This is a genomic window from Amycolatopsis sp. NPDC114504, from assembly GCF_055633595.1.
Map to the genome: position 1 here is coordinate 282,688 of NZ_JBVKDU010000003.1, position 19,373 is coordinate 302,060.

Below are 19,373 nucleotides of genomic sequence, written 5' to 3' on the forward strand. Positions count from 1 at the left end.
CCGTCAGTCCCGGGCGGCGGCGTTGGCCCGGTCGATCACCGGCATGTTCTCCTCGGCCCAGTTCCGCAGGGCGGCCAGCGGAACCTCGAGCGAGCGCCCCAGGTCGGTGAGGCGGTAGTGGACCTTCGGCGGCACCGTCGGCTCGACCCGGCGCGCCACCAGGCCGTCGTGGGTGAGGCTCCGCAGCGTCACGGACAGCATCTTCTGCGACACCCCCGGCATCCGCCGTTGCAGGTCCGCGAACCGCACCTCGGCCGGGCCGGCCTCGGCCAGCACCTTGACCGCCATCGACGTCCACTTGGTGCCGATCCGGTCCAGCAGCTTCCGGGTCGGGCACGCGGGGTCGAAGAGGTCGCCGCGCGCGCCCTTCGGTGAGGGGGTCACCTGGAGCTCACCACCTGTCGGGGAAGTGCCGTCTTGGCCGGGCCTCGGTCGTTACCTACCGTTAGCCACTAACCAATGGTAACCGCCCCCGGGAGGCATCGTGCGCGAACACCGGATCACCGCGAACGGCATCGAGGTCAACGTCGCCGTCGGCGGCCAAGGCCCCGCGCTCCTGCTGCTGCACGGCTTCCCGCACACCTGGCGCGTCTGGAGCGCGGCCATCCCGCACCTGACCCCGCACCACCGCGTCATCGCCCCCGACCTGCGCGGCCTCGGCGCGACCACCCGCGCCGGCGGCGGGTACGACGCCGGCACCCTCGCCGCCGACGCCGAAGCCCTCCTCGACGCCCTCGGCGAACCGGCGGCGACGGTCGCCGGCATCGACGCGGGCGCCCCGCCCGCCTTCCTCCTCGGCCTGACGCGGCCCGAGCGCGTCCACCGGCTCGTCCTCATGGAGTCCTTGCTCGGCCGCCTCCCCGGCGCCGAGGACTTCCTCGCCGGCGGGCCGCCGTGGTGGTTCGGGTTCCACGCCGTCCCCGGCCTCGCCGAGACGGTCCTCACCGGGCACGAAGCCGAGTACATCGGTTGGTTCCTCGACACCGGCACCCGCCGGGGCGTGCCGGCCGAGCTCCGGGACCACTTCATCGCCGCCTACACCGGCCGCGACGCGCTGCGCGGCGCGTTCGCCCACTACCGGGCCATGCCCGAGAGCGCGCGGCAGATCGCGGAGGCGGTCGCGACGGCCCGGCTCACGGTGCCCACGGTGGCGATCGGCGCCCACCCGGTGGGCGACACCCTCGCCCGCCAGCTGCGCCCGGTGGCCGACGTCCTCGAGTGCCACGTCCTCGAGGACTGCGGTCACATCATCCCGCTGGACCGCCCGGACGCCCTGGTTCCACTGCTGAAGTCCGGTGGTTCACGCGTATCCGCCGGCCGGTGAGCGGATGCGCTCGAGCCGACTGGGCGGTGACGGCCCTCGACGAGCGGAGCCGGATGACGGACAGCCGGGCCCCCGGCCGGCTGTCTCGCCGCGGTGCGCTGATCCTCCGGTCAACCGGTGGTGCGGGTGAACGTCACGTGCGTGACGCCGCTCGGGGACGACGTCGCCTCGACCTGGTAGTCCTTCTCCAGGCCCTCCAGGTCGTCCCACAGGCGCACCCCGCGCCCGAGCACGATCGGGACGATCACGACGTGCAGGTGGTCGACGAGCCCGGCCGCGAGGAACTCGCGGATCGTCGTCGCGCCGCCGCCCAAGCGGACGTCCTTGCCCTGCGCCGCTTCGCGGGCCACGTCGAGCGCTTCGGTGGGGGACGCGTCGAGGAAGTGGAACGTCGTGCCGCCCTCCATCTCGATCGGCGGGCGCACGTGGTGGGTGAGCACGAAGACCGGCGTGTGGAACGGCGGGTTCGGGCCCCACGGCCCCTTCCAGTCCGGGTCCTCGTGCCAGCCGGGGTGGCCGAACTTCCCGGCGCCCATGATCTCGGCGCCGATCCCCGGGTCGTGCTGCCGGATGAAGGTGTCGTCGACGCCGCCGCTGCCGCCGGGGTGCCACCACCGGGTCGTGAACATCCACTCGTGCAGCCGGTCCCCGGCGTGCCCGAAGTGGGCGTCGGCGGTCTGGCCCTCGCCGGTGCCGAAACCGTCGAGGGAAAGGGAAAAGCTGTGGACGCGGACGAGGGACATGGTCGCTGCTCCTTGCGTGGCGGTGTCGGTGCCGTCGATCGTGCAGGGAATCCGCTCGTCCGTCCAATGGCGATGTTCATGCCTTTCCATAGATAAAGTCGATGCATGCTGGACGTCACCAGACTGCGCGTCATCGATGCGCTCGCGCAGTTCGGCTCGGTCACCGCGGCGGCGAAGGAGCTGCACTACACGCAGCCGACCGTCAGCCACCACCTCGCCCGGCTCGAAGCCGAGACCGGTGCCCAGCTGCTGCAACGCGCCGGGCGCGGCGTCCGGCTCACCCCGGCCGGGCAGCTGCTGGCGTCCCGGGCGGCCGAGATCCTCGGGCGGATCGACGCCGCCGACGCCGAACTGTCCGCCCACGTCGGCCTGAGCGCCGGACGCGTGCGCGTGCGCGTGGCCAGCTTCTCGTCCGTGATCGGCTCGCTCATCCCGCGGGCGGTGACCGCGCTGACGGACGCGCACCCCGGGCTGGAGATCGGCCTCACCGACACGGAACCGCCCGAAGCGCTGGAACTGCTGCGCACCGGCAGGATCGACGTCGCGATCATCTTCCGCTACGACGACACCGAGCCCGAACCGCCGGACGTCCGCCTGCACCACCTGCTCGACGACCCGCTGTACCTGCTGTCGACCCGCCCCGGGCAGACGCTGTCCACCCTGCGCGACGCCACCTGGATCGCCGGTTGCGACCGGTGCCGCGTCCACCTGCTCTCGATGTGCGCCGAGCAGGGTTTCGAACCGCGGATCGGCTACACCTCCGACGACATGGTCGTCATGCAGGCACTGGTCGTCGCCGGGCTGGGCGTGACGACCAGTCCGGGGCTGGCGCTGCGCGCCCACCGCGTCGACGGGATCGAGGCGAGCGAGCTGCCCGGGTCGCGTCAGCACATCTACGCGGCGACCTACGGCGAACCTCCCGATCCGCCCGCCACCACCGCCCTCCTCGCCGCGTTGGCCGAAGCCGCGGCGTCGGTGCCGGGAGGATCCTGAAAGCTCAGACCGTGGTGATCTTGGGGCTGCCTTCGAGGTAGGTCACGAGGTTCGCGGGCGAGTACGCCATCGACTGGTGCCGGTCGCGGGCGCTGGACGCCAGTGACTCCGACGGCCCGTCCGCCGCGCCGATCGGGCGGTCGGCCGAGCCGAACAGCCGGAAGAACGCGTTGAGGGAGTTGTGCAGCTCCCCGGCCGGGTCCGCCTCGGCCAGGTCCCCGAGCGCACCCTGGCCGAACTCGAGACCGCACCGCTCGGCCCGGTCCGCCAGCCACCGCAGGGCGAGGTCCGACAGGTCGTGCTCCTGGTACCCGCCGCCGACGTCGGAATGCGCGCCGGCGAACCAGACCTGCTCCCGTTCCTGGTTCTGCTCCGCCCGTTTGAACGAGGGCAGCCAGACGGCCGGGACGTAGGACTTCCGGTGCTCGTCCACCGCCAGCGCCTGGAAGGCCGCCTGCACGGTCGAGCTCAGCGTCATGTCGTGGAACTGCCAGCGCCGGTTGAACCGGTGGAGCAGCCGGCCGCCGCTCAGCGGGATGCCCAGCGCGCCGACCGTGTCCCACACCCCGATGAACCGGATGGGGGTCACGTTCTCCTGGGCGTGCTCGTCGCGGAACCGGGCCGCCGCGGGACTGTCCGGCCCGGTCGCGACGTCGCGGTCGCGGTAGAGCCGGTACGCCTGCCCGATCAGGCCGGCGTGCTCGGCGCGCAGGACACCGCAGTTGCGGATGAGGCCCACGGTGCTGCGCGCGGTGTAGGCGCCGCGGCTGAACCCGAAGAAGAACAGCTCGTCCCCGGGCGCGTAGTTCTCGACGACGAACCGGTAGGCCTCCCGCACGTTGGCCGAGAGGCCCCAGCCGAACGCCCCGCCGGCCAGGTGCCCGACCAGGGGCAGGTTGGCGCCGACCCCCTCGATGTAGCAGGTCAGCTGGCGCGTGCCGGCCGCGGACTCGCCGGACACGGCCTTCCACACCCGCGCGACATTCGTCCGGGCCGGCTGCTTGAGGGAGTTCCAGGTCCCGTCGCAGCAGATCACCAGTCGTTTCTTCATCGTGCCCTCCCGGCCCGCCGGACACGCGTGAGTCGCGTCCGGACGGTCGCCCGTTACGCCGGGGTGGAGCTTTCCGGGTCGGCCCGGTTCCGGTGATCGTCCGGCGAAACTCGGCCGTGGACGGTCAGCCAGATCGAGCGCGCGAGCGCGACCGAAGCCACCGTGTCAGCCGCCGTGTCAGTGCGGTGGCCGCCGGGTGTCAGCAAGATCCGCGACGGTGGTTCTCGTCCCCACCACGGGGGGCCACAACTCCAGGAGCACCCGATGCAGACCTTCGCCACCGCCTTCCCGATCACCGCCGCCTTCGACCTCGCCGCCGGCCGCATCCGGCTCGCCGCCACCGACCGCGCCGACACCACCGTCGAGGTCCGGCCGGCCGACCCGGCCAAGAACCGCGACGTCAAGGCGGCCGAGCAGACCACCGTCAGCTACGCCGACGGCGTCCTGCGCGTCCACACCCCGCAGGGCCGGAACCAGTACTTCGGCCCCTCGGGATCCATCGAGGTCACCGTCGAGCTGCCCGCGGACTCCCGCGTGGAAGCCACCACCGCCGCCAGCGAGCTCGACGGCACCGGCCGCCTCGGCGAGGTCACCTTCACCGGCGCGTACCGCCACATCAAGCTCGACGAAGCCGCGAGCGTCCACCTCACCGCCACCGACGGCGACGTCGAGATCGGCCGCCTGGCCGGACCGGCCGAGATCACCACCGCCCGCGGCGACATCCGCATCGGCGAAGCGGCGGCCGGCCTGGTCACGCTGACCGCCCAGTCCGGTTCCATCACCATCGGCGCCGCCCCGGGCGTCTCGGCGTCGCTGGACGCCGGCACGTCCTACGGCCGCATCGACAACACCCTCAAGAACGACGGCACCCCCGGACTCGCCATCCGCGCCACCACCAGCCAGGGCGACATCGTCGCCCGCGGCCTCTGACCGGCCGGTGCCGGGCAAGACCTCGGGGGCACGTGACGGCTGGAGGGCACCTTCACCGCGAAGGCGCCCTCCAGCCCACCCGGGCGGCCGGCTCCGTCCACTAGGCTCGGTGGCCGTGCCGCGTCGAGGTCGTGCTCCGGGATCCACCGGGCCCGTTCTCGGGCGGGCCCTGCGGGTGCTCGGGGCCTTCACCCCGGACCACCCCGCCCTGCGGCTCGGCGAGATCGCGCGCCGGGCCGGGATACCCGCCGCCACCGCGCACCGCGTCCTGCGGGAGTTCTGCGAGTGGGGCGCGCTCGAACGGGACGAATCCGGCGTCTACCGGGTCGGGCTGCGGCTGTGGGAGCTCGGGTCGCTCGCCCCGCGGGGGCTGGGGCTGCGTGAACGCGCGCTGCCGTTCCTCGAAGACCTCTCCCAGATCACCCGCGAGAACGTGCAGCTCGCCGTCCGCGAAGGCACCGAAGTCGTCTACATCGAGCGGATCGCCGGGACCGGAGCCGTTCCGGTGCTCACCCGCGTCGGCGGGCGGTTCGCGCTCACCGCGACCGGGGTCGGGCTCGTCCTGCTCGCCCACGCTCCCGCCGACGTGCAGGAAGACGTCCTGCGCAGCCCGATCGAGCGGTACACCCCCGAGACCGTCACCGATCCGGACCGCCTGCGGCACCTGCTGGCCGACGTGCGCACCCACGGTTTCTCCACCAGCGAGCGCCAGGTGACCCTCGACAGCCTTTCGGTGGGCGCGCCGATCCACGACGCGCGCGGGCAGGTCGTCGCCGCCGTGTCGCTGGTCGTGCGGTACGGCAGCGCGTCGCCGCACGAGCTGGCCCCGCTGGTCATGACCAGCGCCCGCGCGATCTCGCGCGCGCTCGGCTGAAGCTTTCCATCTTATGGAAAGGCCCTTCGTGGGCGCCGGGGAGTTCCCGCACGCTGGGAGCCCCGCCACGAGAGGACGAAGCCCATGAGCGCCATCCCCCGCGACCAGTGGTACGTCGCCGCGTACGGCTCGGAGATCGGCCAGGACCTGTTCAGCCGCACCATCTGCGGGGAGCCGATCCTGTTCTGGCGGAAGCGCGACGGCGGCGTCACCGCGATGGCCGACCGCTGCGTGCACCGCCGGTTCCCGCTGTCGCAGGCGCCGTCCCGGCTCGTCGACGACCACGTCGTCTGCGGCTACCACGGTTTCACCTACGGCGTCGACGGCAAGTGCGTGTCCGTGCCGGGCCAGACCCGGGTGCCGCGGACGGCGCGGCTGCGGAGTTATCCGTTGGCGGAGCAGGATTCCTTCGTCTGGGTGTTCATCGGCGACCCGGAGAAGGCGGACGTCACGAAGATCCCGCGGGCGCCTTACCTCGACTCCCCCGGGTACACGACGGTCGCCGGAATGGAACCGCTGCAGGCGCGTTACTCGCTGCTGGTCGACAACCTGCTGGACCTCTCGCACGAGACGTACCTGCACGGCGGTTACATCGGTACGCCGGAGGTTGCCGAAACACCGATCACGACCGAGGTCGACGACGAGGCCGGGATCGTCTACGTGTCCCGCCAAATGGCCGACGCGGCGTGCCCGCCCTTCTACGCCAAGTCCACCGGCCTGCAGGGCCGGATCGCGCGCTGGCAGGACATCGAGTACTCGCCGCCGTGCCTCTACAAGCTGCACAGCCGCATCGCGCCGGTCGGCTCGGTACCGAACCCGGATGGCAGTGACCCGGACGCCTTCCACGTCGAAGTCGTCTACGCGATCACGCCCGAAACCGAGCACTCGACGCACGACTTCTGGGCGGTGGCAAGGGACTTCGCGCTCGACGACGAAGGCGTGTCGGCCTTCCTCGCGGAGAACAACCGCACGGTCGTCCTGCAGGACGTCGAAGCGCTCGACGTCCTCGAGCGGGTGCTCGCCGCCGAACCGGACGGCTACCAGGAGCTGTCGATCAACATCGACACCGGCGGCCTCGCGGCGCGCCGGCTGCTGCAGCGGCTGGTCACGTCGTGACGCGGCCGATGCTCACCGGCGACCGCGTCTACCGCATCCACTGGGTGCTGGGCACCGACCGGCTGCGCGCGGTCTGCCACTGCGCGGCCGAGCGCGAGTTCGACGACCCGGTCGCCCTGTGGGACTGGCTCCTCGCCCACCCCGAGGGGCACGAATGACACTCGAACTGCTGGTGGCGCACAAGGAGGAGATCGCCGATGGCGTCGTCCGGCTGACGCTCCGGGAGCCGGCCGGGCACCCGCTCCCAGCCTGGGAACCGGGAGCGCACGTCGATCTCCGGCTGTCCGGCGACGTCGTCCGGCAGTATTCGTTGTGCGGCCGGCCCGGGGACACCTCGGCGTACCAGGTGGCCGTCCTCCGCGAGCCGGGCGGCCGCGGCGGGTCGGCGTTCGTGCACGACGAACTCGCGGCCGGGCACCGCGTTTCCCTGGACGGACCCCGCAACCACTTCACGCTGGTCGACGCGAAGCGCTACCTGTTCGTCGCCGGCGGCATCGGCATCACGCCGATCCTGCCGATGATCGAGCGGGTAGCGGAGGCGGGCCGCGAGTGGCAGCTCGTCTACGGCGGCCGGACGCGCTCGTCGATGGCCTTCACGGCCGACCTGCGCCGGCACGAGGGCCGCGTGACGATCCACCCGCAGGACGAGCACGGGCTCCTCGACCTACCCGGGCTGCTGGCGGAGCCGCAACCGGACACGGCGGTGTACTGCTGCGGCCCAGAACCACTGCTGGCGGCGGTGGAGCAGCACTGCGCCGGCTGGCCGGAGGGCGCGTTGCGCGTCGAGCGGTTCACACCGGTGGCGGACGACTTCGCGAACACCGCGTTCGAGGTCGAGCTCGCGGCCTCGGGGCGCGTTCTGGAGGTCCCGGCGGACCGGTCGATCCTGGAGGTGGTCGAGGACTCGGGCGCGCAGGTGCTGTCTTCGTGCCGCGAAGGAACGTGCGGCACGTGCGAAACCGGCGTGCTGGAGGGCACTCCGGACCACCGCGACGCGGTGCTGACCCCGGCGGAACGGCGGGAGGGCGAGGTGATGATGATCTGCGTGTCCCGCTCGTGTTCACCCCGGCTGGTACTGGACCTCTGATCCTCCGGAAGGTAGCGCCCGCACCACCCCGGATCCGGTAGCCCGCGCTACTGATCTTCGCGTCGGATTCGAGCAGCATTTCCGGTATCGAACCGGACATGAAGGAGAACCGATGCGCAAGGGTGCAGTGATCTTGACGGTGGCGGGGCTGCTGGGCGGCCTGACCACGACAGCGGCGGCCACGACCCCGAAGTCGCCCGTCCAGGAAAGCCTCGACGCGCTGGTCAGCCAGCAGAAGTTCCCGGCCGCGCTGGCCTGGGTGGGCCGGAACGGCGACGGCGCGTCGCTGGTCGCCGGGTCCGCGCGGCTCGACCGCCCGGCTCCGGTCCCGCGCAACGGCCGGGTCCGGGCGGGCAGCAACACGAAGACCTTCACCGCGGTCGTCGTCCTCCAGCTCGTGGCCGAGGGCAAGGTCGAGCTGGACGCGCCGATCGAGAAGTACCTGCCCGGGCTGGTGCGCGGCGAGGGCATCGACGGGAACGCGATCACCGTCCGGCAGCTGCTGCAGCACACCAGCGGGCTGCCGAACTACACCGAATACCTCGGCGTCGAGAGCTTCGAAGACATCCAGCACAAGTTCTTCCAGCCCCACGACCTGCTCGCCGCGGCGCTGGCGCACCCGGCGAAGTTCGCGCCCGGCACGAAGTGGGACTACAGCAACACCAACTACCTGCTGGCCGGCCTGCTGATCGAGCACGTGACCGGGCGTCCGGTGCAGGAGCAGATCACCCGGCGGGTGATCGCGAAGGCGGGTCTGCGCGACACGTACTGGCCGCAGCCGGGCGACGAGACCATCCAGGGACCGCACCCGCACGGCTACTCGATCGCGGACAGCACGGGCACGCAGGTCGTCGACGCGACCGAGATGGATCCGTCGTGGGGTGGGGCGGCCGGCCAGCTGATCTCCACGCCGAGCGACCTCGCACAGCTCTCGCGGGCCCTGCTCGGCGGCAAGCTGCTGCCGCCCGCGCAGCTGGCCGAGATGCGCAAGACCGTCGACGCGCCGCTGTACCCGGGGTGGCAGTACGGCCTCGGCCTGTTCCGCGTCCCGCTGAGCTGCGGCGGCGTCTACTGGGGACACGGCGGCGACATCCCGGGCTACGAAACCCGCGGCGGCGCCACGGAAGACGGCCGTTCGGTCGCGCTGGCGGTGACCGCGCTGCCGGGCACGTTCGGCGACCCGCAGCAGGCGGCGAACGCCGTGCTGTCCACTGTGGATACGGCCTTCTGCCGGTGACCCGCGCTTGAGACTCCGGCGCGCGGGTAACCACTCCCCATGACCGAAGCCGAGAACGCACCGATCAGCCCCGACGTCCCCCGCCCGCCCGGCGTCCCGGAAGTCGACCTCGACGTCGAAATCCCCGAGGCCGACCGGGAGCAGCCCGAACACCAGGACGTCCAAGAGGACGCCGGCGAGGCCGAACCGCCGAGCTGATCACCGGATCGGGGGAATCCCCGGCGCGAACGGTGGTCTTCGGGCTGCCCGCGACCGCACTGCCGTGCTTGGGTGATCGCGGGGTTGCCGGGAGTCGGGGAGGAAGCTGCGGTGCGGACGTCGCGAGCGGGGTTGGCGCTGGCCGTCGCGGTCCTGGTGGCGGCGACGGCGCCCGCCGCCGCGACCACGCCCGATCCACTGGCGCCCTACCTGACCCAGAAGGTCGCCTGGGGCGCTTGCCCCTTCAAGGGCGACAAGGCTCAGTGCGCGCGGATCACCGTCCCGCGGGACTGGGCCGCGCCGGCCGCCGGGAAGGACCTGAAGGTCTCGATCAGCCGGGCCACCGCGACCGGCGAGCGGCGGGGCGCGATCCTGGTGAACCCGGGCGGGCCCGGCGGCCAGGGCACCTCTCTCGCCGGCGTGCTGGCCGGCCTGGAACCGGCGGTGAACGAGCACTTCGACTTCGTCGGGATGGATCCGCGCGGCACCGGCCAGGAGGGCACCGACGACGCGGGGTTCGTCTGCCGAGTGCCGCTGGGCCGGATCCCGGCCGACGATGACCTCGACGCGCGCGACCGGTCGGCCGCCAGCATCGCGCTGCACCAGCGGACGCCGCGGGCGGTGGCCGAGGCCTGTCAGAGCGACGCGCTCGCGCCGTTCGTCACCACCTGGCAGACCACGCACGACATGGACCTGATCCGCGCGCTGCTGGGCGACGAGAAGCTGAACTACCTCGGCTACTCCTACGGCACCTGGCTCGGCGCGAAGTACGCGTCGCTGTTCCCCGAGCACGCCGGCCGGGTCGTCCTCGACTCCAGCGTCAACTTCGAGGGGCGGCTCCAGGCCGCTTTCGAGGCGTTCCCGAAGATCGACCAGCGGCAGTTCGACCGCGTCTACGCGCCGTGGCTGGCCCGGCGGTACCCGGACCAGCTCGGCAAGAACGCCGCGGAGGTCAAGAAGAACTGGGAGCGGGTGCGTGCGTACTTCCGCCACGAGGGCGTGTCGCCGGACGTCTTCGACCACGTCTTCGTCGGCAACGGCAGCACGAAGCAGTGGCTGGTCGGCGCGCTGATCCTCACCAAGGGCCTGGCGGCGCTGAACGGCACGGCCCCGCCCGAGCCCGCCGACCTCGACGGCGTCGCGCGCTCGGCGTTCGGGCGTCCGGCGGCCCGGCTGACCGCGTCGGACGTGGCGCCGCCGGAGCCCGACTACGCCGACGTGGGCGGCACCCGCCTGGCCGTGGCATGCGGCGACCAGCAGACGCGGGCGTCGACCTGGTACAAGCTGCTCAGCGACCTCCAGGGCCCGCAGTACCCGCTGTTCGGCTGGGCGTACGGGCTCAGCGAGGCGTGCGGCTACTGGTCCGACCTCCCCCGGCACCCGCTGCCGAAGCTGTCTCCGGAAGCGGCGAAGAACGTGCTGGTCGTCCAGGGCGAGTTCGACCCGCAGACCGGCTACGAGCAGGCCGAGGCGGCGGCGCGGTCGGCCGGGATCCCGATGGTCTCGGTGGCGGATTCGCCGTTCCACGGCCAATATGCGGTCAGCGGGAACTCCTGTGTGGACGGTCTGGTGAGCGGCTACTTCCTCGGCGCCGCCCGGCCGGCCGCCACCATCTGCCCCGGGGTCCCGCTGCCCGGGGAGAAGCGGGTCTTCCCGGTGACCGGCCCGGCGGGCGACGCGACCGAGCAGCAGGCCCCGGAACCGGAGCCGGCGCCGCGGGACGCGCTTTCGTCCGCGCGGCACCAGCTCCAGGACCGGATCAGTGCCGTGAACCGGGACTACTGACCCGAGTACACGCCCGTGTCGAGGTCCTCGATCAGCGTCTTCCCGGTCGGCGTCCACCCGAGCAGCTCCTGCGTGGCGGTGCTCGTCGCCGCGAGGTCCATCGCGAAGAACCCGCCGATCCAGCCGAAGTGCGCCGGGACGTCGGCCGCGTCGATCGACGCCACCGGCAGGTCGAACGCGCGGCCGATCGCCTCCGCGATCTCGCGCGTCGGCACGCCTTCCTCCGCGACCGCGTGCAGGCGGCTGCCCGCGGGCGCCTTCTCCAGGCCGAGAACGACCATGCGGGCGGCGTCGCTCACGTGCACCGCCGCCCAGCGGTTCGTGCCGTCGCCGGGGTAGCCGGCCACGCCCTTGTCGCGGGCGATCGCCGACAGGTGCGCGATGAACCCGTGGTCACCGGTGCCGTGGACGGTCGGCGAGAACCGCAGGCTCACCGGGTGCACGCCGCGCTCGGCGAACCCGAGCGCGAGGTTCTCGGCGCCGCCGCGGGGCGAGTCCGGGCCGTGGAACGGGGACGCGTCGGCTTCGGTGGACGGGCGGCCCCGCGTCAGGCCGGCGACCCCCGATGCAAGCAGGAACGGGCGGCCGCTGCCCGCGAGCGCGTCGCCGATCGTTTGGACGGCTGCTCGCTCGGCCGCGTTCGACGCGGCCTGGTCGGCGAAGTCGTGCTTGTTCGCCAGGTGGATGACCGCTTCGGCCGCCTCGGCGCCGGCGCGGATGCCGTCGAGGTCGTCGAGGTCGCCGCGCCGGACCTGGACGCCCTTCGCTTCGAGCTTCGCGGCGGACGCGGCCGACCGGGCCAGCCCGCTGACCTCGTGGCCCGCGGCGAGCAGCTCGCCGACGACGGCGGTGCCGATCCAGCCGGAGGCTCCGGTGACGAAAACGCGCATGGCGTGAACTCCTTCAGTGACTGACGTGGTGCCTGTGACGTCTTAGACTGATGTCAGCGACCGACGTCAGTCGCTGACATACGCACCCTACGCCTTTATGTCAGCCGCTGTCATCACTAGAATCGGGAGCATGGTGCGCTGGGAACCCGGGACCGCGGAGCGGCTGCAGAAGGCCGCGCTCGAACTGTTCGCGACCCGCGGGTACGAGCAGACGACCGCCGCGGAGATCGCGCAGGCCGTCGGCCTGACCGAGCGCACCTTCTTCCGGCACTTCAGCGACAAGCGCGAGGTGCTCTTCCAGGGGCAGGAACTGCTGGTCCAGGCGTTCCTCGACGGTATCGACGCCGCTCCGCCGGAAGCGTCGCCGCTCGAGGTCGTCGCCTCCGCGCTGGCGTCGGCGGCGACGTTCTTCCCGGACGAGCGCCGCGCGCACTCCCGCACGCGGCAGTCCGTCATCGACCGGAACCCCGCGCTGCAGGAACGGGAGCAGCACAAGCTGACCACCCTGGCGACGACAGTCGCTGACGCCCTGCGCGCCCGCGGCGTCGACGAGCTCGCGGCCACGCTGGCGGCGGAGTCGGGCGCGACCGTGTTCGGGATCGCGTTCACGCGGTGGCTGCGCGAGGAGAAGTCACTGGCTGACATCGCGGCCGACGTGCTGGCCGAGCTGCTGCTGCTGGCGGAAACGGCGACTCAGGCCTTGCGCCCCACGAGGTGAAAGACGCGGCTGGGGTCGCGTCGGCCGGGTCCACTTCGGCGCTGCCGAAGCCGAGCCAGTCGGCGAACAGCCAGTCCCCGTACCAGCGCACGGGGTCCACGCCCTGGCCGCGCAGGATCCCGCCTGGTTCTTCGACGGTGCCGGCCGAGACCGTCCACAGTGGAGCAGACGGTCACTGCCCCGGCCGCCGCCGGATCCAGTCGCAGGCGGCGTCGACCGTCGGGTGCAGGGTGAACGCCTCGTCCAGCCGGCTGAGCTGCACCGCGCGCACGACCGGGTAGTGGTCGGCGACCACCGCGAGCGGCACGCCGCCGTCGGTCGTCGCCGCGACGAGCTCGGCCAGCACCTGCAGACCCGCCGAGCCGCAGAACCCGATCGCGTCCAGGTCGACGATGAGCGCGTCCGGCCGACCGTCCAGCACGGCCCGCGCCCGCTCCCGCAGCACGGGCGCCGACCCGAGGTCCAGGTCCCCGGCGGCCACGACGACGACGGCTTCGGGCACGGTGCGCACCCGCACCGTCAGCGTCCGCTCGCCGGTCACCGCATCTCCCTCCCGCCGGTGCCGACCTTAAGCCGCCCGCATCGGTTTGTCATCGATTCACCGGGTTACCGCAGCCGGACCACCCCCGGAAGGAGTCACGACGCTCACCGAGCAGCGCGGTCGTCGTGCGCCGACGAGGATCGCCACGCCCTGCCGCCGGAGGCACTGCGCGCGGCGCACCGGCCGGACACAGCGGCGCGCCCCTGTTCCTGGGCGGGTCCGTTCCGGACACCGCGCGGCGCCGGCCCGCGCTCACCGCCGGCCGTCGTCTGCGGAGCAGTCGCCCGGCGGCCCGTCCTCGCCGGGCCCGGCCGGCCACCCAGGATCGCGTGCGGCGCCCTCGGCGAGCCCCGCCCCGCTGCTGGCGCGCGCTCGCACCGGAAACCCACGCCCAGGCGCGCCCCCGCAGGCCGGGCACCTCCCCGAAACCCCGCCCCACCCGCGATCGGCCACCTGCACCACCGCACCCCACCCGCGTCGGGCATCCTTGGACCCGCTGTGTCCAGCGATGAGGGGACGAGGATGGGTGCTTCACCCGAGGTGACCGTGCCGGCGAGCGTCGACAGCCCGGTTCCGCCGAAGCCGCCGGCTTCCGGGCCGGCCCGCTGGCTGCTGGAGCACCGGGTCGCGCCCGTCGGGCGGCAGGGCGGCGAGGACCACGGCACGCCGCAGGCCTGGTGGAAGGTCATGTGCCTGACCGGCGTCGACTACTTCTCCACCCTCTCCTACCTGCCCGGCATCGCCGCGCTCGCCGCCGGGGCGCTCTCGCCGCTCGCCACGCTGCTGATCGTCGCCCTGACGCTGCTCGGCATGCTGCCGATGTACCGCCGCGTCGCCCGCGAAAGCCCGCACGGGCAAGGCTCGGTGGCGATGCTGGAGGACCTGCTGCCGTTCTGGCGCGGGAAGCTCTTCGTCCTCACGCTGCTGGGCTTCGTCGCGACGTCGTGGATCATCACGATCACGCTGTCCTCGGCGGACGCGACCGTGCACATGCTGGAAAACCCCTACCTGCCGGGCTTCCTGCACGGCCACGCCGTGCTCATCACCGTCGTGCTGCTGCTGATCCTCGGCGGGGTGTTCCTGCTGGGCTTCAGCGAGGCGGTCGGCGTCGCCATCCCGCTCGTCGCGGTCTTCCTGCTGCTCAACGCCATCGTCACGGTCGTCGGCGTCGTCGACATGCTCGGCAACTCCGCCGACCTCTCCCGCTGGAGCGACGCGCTGACCGCGGGCGGCGGCGGGTTCACCGGCGTCATCGGGCCGGCCGTGATCGCGTTCCCGCTGCTGGTGCTGGGTCTCTCGGGCTTCGAAACCGGGGTCAGCATGATGCCGCTGGTCGCCGCGGAGGGGAAGACCGCCGAAGAAAAGATGGAGTCGCGGGTCCGCAACACCCGCAAGCTGCTGACCGTCGCCGCGCTGATCATGTCGGTGTTCCTGATCGCGACGAGCTTCATCACGACCGTGCTGATCCCGGCGGACGCGTTCAAGGAGGGCGGCGAGGCCAACGGCCGCGCCATGGCCTACCTCGCCCACCACGAGCTGGGCGAGATCTTCGGCACCGCCTACGACATCAGCAGCGTCCTGATCCTGTGGTTCGCCGGCGCGTCGGCGATGGCCGGGCTGATCAACATCGTCCCGCGGTACCTGCCCTCCTACGGCATGGCGCCGGAGTGGGGCCGCGCGGTGCGGCCGGTGGTGATCGTCTACACGGTGATCAGCATCCTGATCACCGTCGCGTTCGGTGCCGACGTCAACGCGCAGGCCGGCGCCTACGCGACCGGGATCCTCGCGATGATGGTGTCCGGCGCGGTCGCGGTGAGCATCTCGGCGATCCGGCGGGGGCAGCGCGGCGCGGCGGCCGGGTTCATCGTCCTGACGCTGGTGCTGCTCTACGCGCTCGTCGAGAACGTCATCGAAAAGCCGGACGGCATCGCCATCTCGGGCCTGTTCATCCTCGGGATCATCGTCGTCTCCCTGGTTTCGCGGGTTTCGCGCACGACGGAGCTGCGGGCCGAGCGCATCGAGTTCGACGAGGAAGCGCGCCGGTTCATCACCGATTCGCTGGCCCACGACGGCAACCTGCACATCATCGCCAACAAGCGCCAGGGCGGCGACGAGGCCGAGTACTCCGCCAAGGAAGCCGAGCAGCGCTCGATGAACCCGGTCCCCGGCGCCGCCGACGTGATCTTCCTGGAGATCGACGTCGTGGACCCGTCGGAGTTCGCCAACGTGCTCCAGGTGCGCGGTGTGGACATCGACGGCTACCGGATCCTCCGTGCGGACAGCCCCGCGGCGCCGAACGCGATCGCGGCGATCCTGCTCGCCCTGCGCGACGTCACGGGCGTCCGGCCGCAGTGCCACTTCGAGTGGGCCGAAGGAAACCCGCTCGGGCACCTGTTCCGCTACCTCATCCTCGGCCGCGGCGACACGGCCCCGGTGGTCCGGGAGATCATCCGCACCGCGGAGAAGGACCCGGCCCGCCGGCCGGGCATCCACGTCGGCGGCTGAACCGGGAGTTCACCCGGAACGCGTGCGCCGGTCACCCCGGCTGGGTACGTTGCTCCGCGTGAAGACTCCGGCGCTGCTCGCCCTGCCCCTGTCCGCCGTGCTCACCCTGGCGCTGAGCACGCCGGCCTCGGCCGCCGGCGACGTGCTCGCGCCGGGGCTGACTGTGTCCACCACCGTCACCGGCGAAGGCACCGGGCACAGCACCTGGACCGTCACCACGCTCGTGCCCGGTGGGTCCAGTCCCGATCCGGACGCGCCGCCGTCCGCGCTCGGGAGCCGGGAGCACGCCGACGCGCTCGTGACGTCCTTGCGGGGCAAGGGTTTCGCCGCCCGCGCCGAGCGGGTCGACTGGCCCGCGTTCGCCGACACACCGCGTGGCGCGCTCGGCTGGCGGGTGCGGGTCGGCTCGTTCGCCGACCGCGCGCAGGCCGCCGCCACCGCGAGCGCCATGGCCGCCGGCGGCTTCACCAACTCCGTCGAATGGACCGGCCAGGACGGTCCCGAAGCGCAAGGCCCGCAACGCGTCCGGGTCGCCGTCGTCGATCCGCGGCGGTTCCGCGGCGACGTCGTCGCGTCGCACGGCGAGTCGGTGTCGGGCCGGCGCACGACGTCGGCGCTCTCGGCCGCCGCGGGGGCGCTCGTCGGGACCAACGGCGGCTTCTTCGTCATCGACCCGCGCGACGGCATCCCCGGCGAACCGGCCGGCATCGGCGTCTACCAGGGCCTCCTGCAGAGCGAAGCCACCACCGGACGACCCGCGCTGCTGCTCGGCGACCGGCCGTCGATCGGCGTTCCGCGGACCACGGTCACCGTCGGCGGCCGCGAGGTCAACGGCGTCAACCGCAAGCCCGGCCTCATCCGCAACTGCGGCGAGCCCGGCGACGTCCCGACCGACCGGCCGCTGCACGACACGACCTGCACCCACGCCGACGAACTGGTCCTCTTCACCCCGCAGCTCGGCACGCCGACCCCGGCCGGCACCGGCGTCGAAGCCGTGCTGGACTCCCACGACGTCGTCACGGCGGTGCGTCCCGCGGGCGGCGACGTCCCGGCGGGCGGGCACACGGTGCAGGGCATCGGCGCGGCGGCGACCTGGCTGGGCGACCACGCGCGGCCGGGCGCGAAGCTGCCGGTCGGGACGCGGATCTCCGCGGCCGGCCGGCCGATCCACCCGGCCGGCGTCGTCAACGGCGGCCCGTGGCTGGTCCGCGGCGGCCGGATCGCGGTGAACGCGGCGGCGGACGGCATCGTGCACCCGGGCGACCCGTCGTTCGTGTACGGCTGGGGCGTCAAGCGCAACCCGCGCACGATGGTCGGCCTCGACCGCGAGGGACGGCTGCTGATCGTCACGGCCGACGGGCGTCAGCCGGGCTTCGCCGAGGGCCTGTCCCTGATCGAGGGCGCGAAGCTGATGGCACGGCTGGGCGCGGTGACGGCGATCAACCTCGACGGCGGCGGCTCGACGGCGATGGCCATCGACGGCAAGCTGGTCAGCTCCCCCTCGGACGCGACGGGAGAACGTCCGGTCGGCGACGCCCTGCTGGTCCTGCCTCGACGCTGATCATCGAATGGTTTGATGGTGCGCGTGGAGCAGAAGAAATCATCCGAACGGCTGGTGTTCTTCACCGACGCCGTGGTCGCGATCGCGCTGACGTTGCTGGTCCTGCCGCTGACGGACCTGGTGCCGGAGCTGGTCGCCGAGCACAAGCCCGCGATGGAGGCCGTGACCGGCAACTGGTCGAAGATCATCAGCTTCGTACTCAGTTTTCTCGTGATCGGGCGCTTCTGGTCCGTCCACCACCGCATCTTCGAGCACGTGCGGTCGTACAGCACCGCGCTCGTGCGCGTGAACTTCCTCTGGCTGCTGACGATCGCCCTGCTGCCCTTCCCCACCGAGCTGATCGGCGCGTACCAGTCCGAGCGCTTCACCGTGCTGTTCTACCTGGGGACGTTGCTGGCCAGCAGCCTGTGCCACACCGCGATGGTGTTCATCATCCGCCACGACCCGCAGATCCGCGGGGACGCCGAGCCGGTGTCCGACGAGACGTTCTGGAACCACGTGCTGAGCGCGGCCGTGTTCGCGCTCGCGGTCGTCGTGGCGGTGTTCAAGCCGAGCATCGGCTACTACGTGCTGCTGTTGCTGCTGTTCCCGGCGAGGATCGCCCTCTGGCTGCGGAGCCGCCGGGCCGCGCGGTAAATCGGTGGGCACGGCGGCGACGGGCCGCTATCGTGCCCTTGACCGTGACTCGACGCCGGGAGGTGAGCCCCATGAACGCTGTTTCGATGGTGGGTGCTCCCCTCGTCGTCACGGTCGGGCGACTGTCGTAGGGGTCGCCGGGAGCGCTTCAGGCACTCCCGAGAGGTACGAACCCATGGAAACTTCCCATTTCACTTCAGGCGCGCCCGCGGTGGTGATCACGCGGGTCGCGCAGCGGCTCTGGCACGCGCTGGCGGACGACCGGGTGATCGGCCGCGGCGAAGCCACGACGCGGCCCGACGGGCGGATCTTCGTCAGCATCGACGCTTGGCACCGCTCGGTCTTCGACCAGCTCGCCGACGCGATGCTCGCCGAGTTCCCGGCCCCGCTCCACACGATCGTCGACAAGAGCGACGTCGAACTGACGGCCGGCTGGGAACGAGCCGGCTTCACGACCCGGCGTCGCGAGTGGGAGTACTCGGTGCCCACGGACGCCGTCCCGGTGCTCCCCCCGCCGGGCGTGACGATCGTGCCCCGCGGCTCGGCTTCGGAAGGCCCGCTGCGCGCGCTGGACCGCGTCGTCCGCGCCGAGGTCGAGGCGACGGTCGGCTGGCAGGAGATGCCGGCCGAGGTGCTGCCGCGGCCGGACGGGGACACCGTCGTGGACCCGGCGCTGTACGCGGCCGCGGCCGAAGCCGGCGAGTACGTCGGCCTGGTCCGGGTGGTCCAGGTGACGCGCCTGCCCAGGATCGGCCTGATCGCGGTCCGCGCGGACCACCGTCGCCGCGGCGTCGCCCGCGCACTGCTGACCCAGGTGCTGGGCGCCCTGCACGACGCGGGAATCCCCACGGCGACGGCGGAAGTGAACGAAGCCAACCCGGCGGCGACGGCGCTGTTCGAGAGCGTCGGCGCCCGGCGCGCGGGCAGCAACGTGGAGCTGGTGCGCCATGGCTGACAAGGGCGGCATCGAAGTCGAGGGCACCGTGCTCGAGTGCCTGCGCAACGCCACGTTCAAGGTGGAGCTGCCGAACGGGCACCAGGTCCTCGCGCACATCAGCGGGAAGATCCGGAAGAACTACATCAAGATCCTGCCGTACGACCGGGTGCTGGTGGAGCTGAGCCCGTACGACCTGAGCCGCGGCCGGATCCTCTTCCGCTACCGCAACTAGTCCCCGAAGGGTCGT

The 19,373-nt window shown here is 72.4% G+C and carries 21 protein-coding genes; 16 read left to right on the forward strand and 5 right to left on the reverse strand.

All coding sequences use genetic code 11. The annotated features are described in order from the left end of the window. Window positions 1–3 precede the first annotated feature (3 nt). Window positions 4–384 (reverse strand): winged helix-turn-helix transcriptional regulator, encoded by a 381-nt coding sequence (locus ACZ7PG_RS22685; protein WP_470241080.1) that lies wholly within the window; start codon window positions 382–384, stop codon window positions 4–6. Window positions 385–484: 100 nt separating this feature from the next. Here ACZ7PG_RS22685 and ACZ7PG_RS22690 point away from each other — a divergent pair, with 100 nt between their 5' ends. Further along, window positions 485–1,324 (forward strand): alpha/beta fold hydrolase, encoded by an 840-nt coding sequence (locus ACZ7PG_RS22690; protein ID WP_470241081.1) that lies wholly within the window; start codon window positions 485–487, stop codon window positions 1,322–1,324. Between the two features lie 110 nt (window positions 1,325–1,434). Here ACZ7PG_RS22690 and ACZ7PG_RS22695 read toward each other — a convergent pair whose 3' ends face one another. After that, window positions 1,435–2,067 (reverse strand): dihydrofolate reductase family protein, encoded by a 633-nt coding sequence (locus ACZ7PG_RS22695; RefSeq protein WP_470241082.1) that lies wholly within the window; start codon window positions 2,065–2,067, stop codon window positions 1,435–1,437. A gap of 105 nt (window positions 2,068–2,172) precedes the next feature. On the opposite strand from ACZ7PG_RS22695, the gene ACZ7PG_RS22700 reads away from it, so the two are divergent. Then, entirely contained in the window at window positions 2,173–3,060 is an 888-nt protein-coding gene (locus ACZ7PG_RS22700; RefSeq protein ID WP_470241083.1) for a LysR family transcriptional regulator, read from the forward strand. Between the two features lie 4 nt (window positions 3,061–3,064). On the opposite strand, the gene ACZ7PG_RS22705 is transcribed toward ACZ7PG_RS22700, so the two are convergent. Further along, on the reverse strand, window positions 3,065–4,111 hold the full coding sequence (locus ACZ7PG_RS22705; RefSeq protein ID WP_470241084.1) for a DUF2235 domain-containing protein: 1,047 nt from the start codon (window positions 4,109–4,111) through the stop codon (window positions 3,065–3,067). 264 nt (window positions 4,112–4,375) lie between these two features. Here ACZ7PG_RS22705 and ACZ7PG_RS22710 point away from each other — a divergent pair, with 264 nt between their 5' ends. The 8 genes from ACZ7PG_RS22710 to ACZ7PG_RS22745 all read left to right on the forward strand — a co-directional run bounded on the left by ACZ7PG_RS22710 (window position 4,376) and on the right by ACZ7PG_RS22745 (window position 11,338). Then, entirely contained in the window at window positions 4,376–5,041 is a 666-nt protein-coding gene (locus tag ACZ7PG_RS22710; protein ID WP_470241085.1) for a DUF4097 family beta strand repeat-containing protein, read from the forward strand. A gap of 115 nt (window positions 5,042–5,156) precedes the next feature. After that, window positions 5,157–5,915 carry an IclR family transcriptional regulator gene (locus ACZ7PG_RS22715; protein WP_470241086.1) on the forward strand — a complete coding sequence of 253 codons (759 nt, stop codon included), beginning with the start codon at window positions 5,157–5,159 and terminating at the stop codon, window positions 5,913–5,915. 84 nt (window positions 5,916–5,999) lie between these two features. Next, window positions 6,000–7,031: a Rieske 2Fe-2S domain-containing protein gene (locus tag ACZ7PG_RS22720; protein ID WP_470241087.1), complete on the forward strand. Its 1,032-nt coding sequence runs from the start codon at window positions 6,000–6,002 to the stop codon at window positions 7,029–7,031. Further along, window positions 7,028–7,189: a hypothetical protein gene (locus ACZ7PG_RS22725; RefSeq protein WP_470241088.1), complete on the forward strand. Its 162-nt coding sequence runs from the start codon at window positions 7,028–7,030 to the stop codon at window positions 7,187–7,189. The genes ACZ7PG_RS22720 and ACZ7PG_RS22725 overlap by 4 nt, the downstream gene beginning before the upstream one ends. Further along, on the forward strand, window positions 7,186–8,118 hold the full coding sequence (locus tag ACZ7PG_RS22730; protein ID WP_470241089.1) for a PDR/VanB family oxidoreductase: 933 nt from the start codon (window positions 7,186–7,188) through the stop codon (window positions 8,116–8,118). Before ACZ7PG_RS22725 ends, ACZ7PG_RS22730 begins: the two co-directional genes overlap by 4 nt. A gap of 112 nt (window positions 8,119–8,230) precedes the next feature. Beyond that, window positions 8,231–9,355 (forward strand): serine hydrolase domain-containing protein, encoded by a 1,125-nt coding sequence (locus ACZ7PG_RS22735; RefSeq protein WP_470241090.1) that lies wholly within the window; start codon window positions 8,231–8,233, stop codon window positions 9,353–9,355. Between the two features lie 39 nt (window positions 9,356–9,394). Continuing rightward, window positions 9,395–9,553, forward strand: a complete 159-nt coding sequence (locus ACZ7PG_RS22740; RefSeq protein ID WP_470241091.1) for a hypothetical protein — start codon at window positions 9,395–9,397, stop codon at window positions 9,551–9,553. A 111-nt stretch (window positions 9,554–9,664) separates the two neighbouring features. Beyond that, complete coding sequence (locus tag ACZ7PG_RS22745; RefSeq protein WP_470241092.1) at window positions 9,665–11,338, forward strand: alpha/beta fold hydrolase; 1,674 nt, start codon at window positions 9,665–9,667, stop codon at window positions 11,336–11,338. Here ACZ7PG_RS22745 and ACZ7PG_RS22750 read toward each other — a convergent pair. Further along, window positions 11,332–12,228 (reverse strand): SDR family oxidoreductase, encoded by an 897-nt coding sequence (locus ACZ7PG_RS22750; RefSeq protein ID WP_470241093.1) that lies wholly within the window; start codon window positions 12,226–12,228, stop codon window positions 11,332–11,334. The genes ACZ7PG_RS22745 and ACZ7PG_RS22750 overlap by 7 nt on opposite strands. 130 nt (window positions 12,229–12,358) lie before the next feature. Here ACZ7PG_RS22750 and ACZ7PG_RS22755 point away from each other — a divergent pair, with 130 nt between their 5' ends. Then, window positions 12,359–12,946 (forward strand): TetR/AcrR family transcriptional regulator, encoded by a 588-nt coding sequence (locus tag ACZ7PG_RS22755; protein ID WP_470241094.1) that lies wholly within the window; start codon window positions 12,359–12,361, stop codon window positions 12,944–12,946. Window positions 12,947–13,118: 172 nt separating this feature from the next. Here ACZ7PG_RS22755 and ACZ7PG_RS22760 read toward each other — a convergent pair whose 3' ends face one another. Then, complete coding sequence (locus ACZ7PG_RS22760; RefSeq protein ID WP_470241095.1) at window positions 13,119–13,487, reverse strand: STAS domain-containing protein; 369 nt, start codon at window positions 13,485–13,487, stop codon at window positions 13,119–13,121. Window positions 13,488–14,009: 522 nt separating this feature from the next. Between ACZ7PG_RS22760 and ACZ7PG_RS22765 the strand changes: the two genes are divergently transcribed. From ACZ7PG_RS22765 to infA, 5 genes are all read left to right on the forward strand, one after another. Then, entirely contained in the window at window positions 14,010–15,992 is a 1,983-nt protein-coding gene (locus tag ACZ7PG_RS22765; protein WP_470241096.1) for an APC family permease, read from the forward strand. 58 nt (window positions 15,993–16,050) lie between these two features. Beyond that, window positions 16,051–17,553: a phosphodiester glycosidase family protein gene (locus ACZ7PG_RS22770; RefSeq protein ID WP_470241097.1), complete on the forward strand. Its 1,503-nt coding sequence runs from the start codon at window positions 16,051–16,053 to the stop codon at window positions 17,551–17,553. Window positions 17,554–17,568: 15 nt separating this feature from the next. Further along, a complete protein-coding gene (locus ACZ7PG_RS22775; protein ID WP_470241098.1) occupies window positions 17,569–18,189 on the forward strand; it encodes a TMEM175 family protein in 621 nt (206 codons plus the stop codon). A gap of 175 nt (window positions 18,190–18,364) precedes the next feature. Then, complete coding sequence (locus tag ACZ7PG_RS22780; RefSeq protein WP_470241099.1) at window positions 18,365–19,144, forward strand: GNAT family N-acetyltransferase; 780 nt, start codon at window positions 18,365–18,367, stop codon at window positions 19,142–19,144. Next, window positions 19,137–19,358: a translation initiation factor IF-1 gene (infA, locus tag ACZ7PG_RS22785; protein ID WP_284743821.1), complete on the forward strand. Its 222-nt coding sequence runs from the start codon at window positions 19,137–19,139 to the stop codon at window positions 19,356–19,358. The genes ACZ7PG_RS22780 and infA overlap by 8 nt, the downstream gene beginning before the upstream one ends. The last annotated feature ends 15 nt before the right edge of the window (window positions 19,359–19,373 follow it).

What these genes read in the sequence shown, in the direction of transcription:
- ACZ7PG_RS22695 (WP_470241082.1), bottom strand. Translation starts at nt 2,067, where the DNA reads ATGTCCCTCGTCCGCGTCCACAGCTTTTCCCTTTCCCTCGACGGTTTC.
- ACZ7PG_RS22700 (WP_470241083.1), top strand. Translation starts at nt 2,173, where the DNA reads ATGCTGGACGTCACCAGACTGCGCGTCATCGATGCGCTCGCGCAGTTC.
- ACZ7PG_RS22705 (WP_470241084.1), bottom strand. Translation starts at nt 4,111, where the DNA reads ATGAAGAAACGACTGGTGATCTGCTGCGACGGGACCTGGAACTCCCTC.
- ACZ7PG_RS22710 (WP_470241085.1), top strand. Translation starts at nt 4,376, where the DNA reads ATGCAGACCTTCGCCACCGCCTTCCCGATCACCGCCGCCTTCGACCTC.
- ACZ7PG_RS22720 (WP_470241087.1), top strand. Translation starts at nt 6,000, where the DNA reads ATGAGCGCCATCCCCCGCGACCAGTGGTACGTCGCCGCGTACGGCTCG.
- ACZ7PG_RS22730 (WP_470241089.1), top strand. Translation starts at nt 7,186, where the DNA reads ATGACACTCGAACTGCTGGTGGCGCACAAGGAGGAGATCGCCGATGGC.
- ACZ7PG_RS22735 (WP_470241090.1), top strand. Translation starts at nt 8,231, where the DNA reads ATGCGCAAGGGTGCAGTGATCTTGACGGTGGCGGGGCTGCTGGGCGGC.
- ACZ7PG_RS22740 (WP_470241091.1), top strand. Translation starts at nt 9,395, where the DNA reads ATGACCGAAGCCGAGAACGCACCGATCAGCCCCGACGTCCCCCGCCCG.
- ACZ7PG_RS22750 (WP_470241093.1), bottom strand. Translation starts at nt 12,228, where the DNA reads ATGCGCGTTTTCGTCACCGGAGCCTCCGGCTGGATCGGCACCGCCGTC.
- ACZ7PG_RS22755 (WP_470241094.1), top strand. Translation starts at nt 12,359, where the DNA reads ATGGTGCGCTGGGAACCCGGGACCGCGGAGCGGCTGCAGAAGGCCGCG.
- ACZ7PG_RS22765 (WP_470241096.1), top strand. Translation starts at nt 14,010, where the DNA reads ATGGGTGCTTCACCCGAGGTGACCGTGCCGGCGAGCGTCGACAGCCCG.
- ACZ7PG_RS22775 (WP_470241098.1), top strand. Translation starts at nt 17,569, where the DNA reads ATGGTGCGCGTGGAGCAGAAGAAATCATCCGAACGGCTGGTGTTCTTC.
- ACZ7PG_RS22780 (WP_470241099.1), top strand. Translation starts at nt 18,365, where the DNA reads ATGGAAACTTCCCATTTCACTTCAGGCGCGCCCGCGGTGGTGATCACG.
- infA (WP_284743821.1), top strand. Translation starts at nt 19,137, where the DNA reads ATGGCTGACAAGGGCGGCATCGAAGTCGAGGGCACCGTGCTCGAGTGC.